This is a genomic window from Neorhizobium sp. BT27B, from assembly GCF_050455485.1.
In the GTDB taxonomy this organism is placed as follows: Bacteria; Pseudomonadota; Alphaproteobacteria; order Rhizobiales; family Rhizobiaceae; genus Neorhizobium.
This window is the reverse complement of record NZ_JBCIYT010000035.1, coordinates 1-2,510: the sequence shown is the minus strand read 5'-3', so window position 1 is coordinate 2,510 and position 2,510 is coordinate 1. Positions and strand designations below refer to the sequence as shown.

Annotated in this window: 2 protein-coding genes; both read right to left on the bottom strand. The window is 60.8% G+C overall.

All coding sequences use genetic code 11. The annotated features are described in order from the left end of the window. Nucleotides 1–133 precede the first annotated feature (133 nt). Complete coding sequence (istB, locus tag AAIH70_RS30910) at nucleotides 134–892, bottom strand: IS21-like element helper ATPase IstB (protein WP_132279142.1); 759 nt, start codon at nucleotides 890–892, stop codon at nucleotides 134–136. Further along, complete coding sequence (gene istA, locus AAIH70_RS30905; protein WP_132279139.1) at nucleotides 889–2,385, bottom strand: IS21 family transposase; 1,497 nt, start codon at nucleotides 2,383–2,385, stop codon at nucleotides 889–891. Before istA ends, istB begins: the two co-directional genes overlap by 4 nt. Between the last annotated feature and the right edge of the window lie 125 nt (nucleotides 2,386–2,510).

Genomic DNA, 2,510 nt, shown 5'->3' with positions numbered 1-2,510 from the left:
CTGTCAACGCCGGAGCAAATTAAGGCCAGGCGGCGGAGTAAAACCAGGCCACTTTTGTTGCACGCATGAGACCTCCGGGAGGGCGTAGCCCGAGCGGGGGTCTCATGCGTGCGTGGCGATTTTCAAGGAGGGTTTAGCCGGCCTTTCTGGCGCGGCTTTGGGCGAGACGATAGCTGTCGCCGTTCATTTCGAGAATGTTGACATGGTGGGTGATGCGATCGAGCAGTGCACCAGTCAGTCGTTCCGATCCCAGTGTCTCTGTCCATTCGTCAAACGGAAGATTGCTGGTGATCAGGGTCGCGCCGCGTTCATAGCGTTGTGAGATCAGCTCGAACAGCAATTCCGCACCAGTCTTGGACAGCGGCACAAAGCCCAACTCATCGATGATGAGAAGCTGGTAGGCAGCCATTTGCTTCTGGAAGCGGAGCAGACGCCGTTCGTCACGTGCCTCCATCATCTCGCTGACCAGAGCGGCGGCCGTAGTGAAGCCTACGGACAGGCCTTTCTGGCATGCGGCCAAGCCGAGACCGAGTGCGACATGCGTCTTGCCCGTGCCGCTTGGCCCGAGTGCGATGACGTTCTCCCGGCGCTCGATCCATTCGCATCGCGCCAGTTCCAGCACCTGCATCTTGTTGAGTTTGGGGATGGCTACGAAGTCGAAGCTGTCGAGGCTTTTGACGACGGGGAATTTGGCCGCCTTGATACGGCGCTCGACCTTGCGGCGGTCCCGTTCGATCATCTCTCTTTCGGAAAGCCGGAACAGGTATTCGACATGATCGACGCCCTCGGTGGCACATAGCCGGGCCAGCTTCTGGTACTCGCGCTGGAAGGTCGGGAGCTTGAGGGTTTTGAGATAATGGGAGAGCAGGATCTCGGGCACTTCGTCACTCATGCCGCTTCCTCCCCATGCGCGGAAAGCAGTCGCATATAGGCCTTCGCCGACGTCGTCTCGACCGTCGCCCTCGGCAAATACGGGTAGATGGACAGGTCCAGTCGTGGCGGCCGGCGCTCCACTCGGCACAGGATCAGATGCTTGACGGCGTCGAAGCCGATCGCGCCGAGTTGGAGCGCCTGCTTTACCGCCGCGTGCAGGTCGGCGAGCTCGAAGCTTTCCAGCAGGCGCAAGACCTGCACATATTCTCGCCGGCCATGCTTGGCCATGCGGCCTTCCATCAAACGGCGCAGCGTGGCGAATTCCTCTGGCAAATCCCAGCCCTGGAGAGGTGCTGCCTGATCCAGCGAATTGATCTTCTGCTCGATCAGCGGCAGGTAATGCACAGGATCGAAGACGACGTCCTCGCGGTCCCAGCTCCGGGGATGACGGGCGATGATCTCGCCGCGGCAGCCGATCACCACTTCGTCGACATAACCCCTGACCCAGACATCCTGATGGCCGTAGGCGACCGGGACGGAATAGTCATTGGTCTTGTAACGCGCCAACGACTGGGCCGTTACCTTGACGCCGGCCTGATCGCACGCATCGAATGGAGATGCCGGTAACATGCGCATGGCAGCCAGATCCCGCTGCAGCCGTTCGCCGATCGTCTCGCTCTCGCCCCGCAGTTTGTCGCGCTGGCGCTTGCGGCATTGCTCCTCCAGCCAGACGTTGAACGCCTCCCATGTTGGAAACTGCGGTATCGGCACCATGAAGTTGCGTCTGGCATAGCCAACAAGCCCCTCGACGTTTCCCTTATCGTTGCCCTTGCCCGGCCGCCCGTAACGATCCCGGATCAGGTAGTGGGACAAAAAACCGCTGAACAGCGCCGCACGCTTGCGGGTCCCATCAGGCAGGATCTTTGCGACCAGGCAACGATCATTGTCGTAGACGATCGATTGCGGCACGGCCCCGAAGAACGCAAACGCATGGATGTGGCCGTCGACCCAGGCCTCCGATACGGCCGCTGGATAGGCCCGCACATAACAGCCGTCGCTGTGCGGCAGATCCAAAACGAAGAAGTGCGCCTTCCGCTCGACACCGCCGATCACCACCAGAGCCTCACCGAAGTCGGCCTGCCCATGGCCCGGCGGATGAGCCAGCGGCACGAACACCTCCTGGCGGCGCTGATCCCGCTCGCGCATGTAATCCTTGATGATCGTGTAGCCACCGGTGAAGCCGCGCTCGTCCCGGAGCCGGTCGAACACCCGCTTGGCCGTGTGGCGCTGCTTGCGCGGCACCTTCACGTCCTCATCGAGCCAATGATCAATTGTCGAGACGAACGCATCCAGCTTCGGCCGCCGGATCGGCAACTGACGCTGATAGCCCGGCGGCGTCGAATACGACAACATCTTAGCAACGCTGTCGCGAGATATGTTGAAATGCTTTGCAGCCTGACGCCGGGTCATCCCCTCCGACACGGCCAAGCGAACCTTGAGATACAATTCCACGGTGTAGATCCCCTTGTCCCTCCTGCTTCCAATGCAGAAGGAAGATAGGTGGCCGGATTTTACTCCGCCCCTACGGCGTGATTATCGCGCCGTTACCGTGGCAGACTTTTGCACCGCCGCTCTCA

Excerpts from the sequence above, each read along its gene's own strand:
- istB (WP_132279142.1), bottom strand. The coding sequence starts at position 892 with ATGAGTGACGAAGTGCCCGAGATCCTGCTCTCCCATTATCTCAAAACC.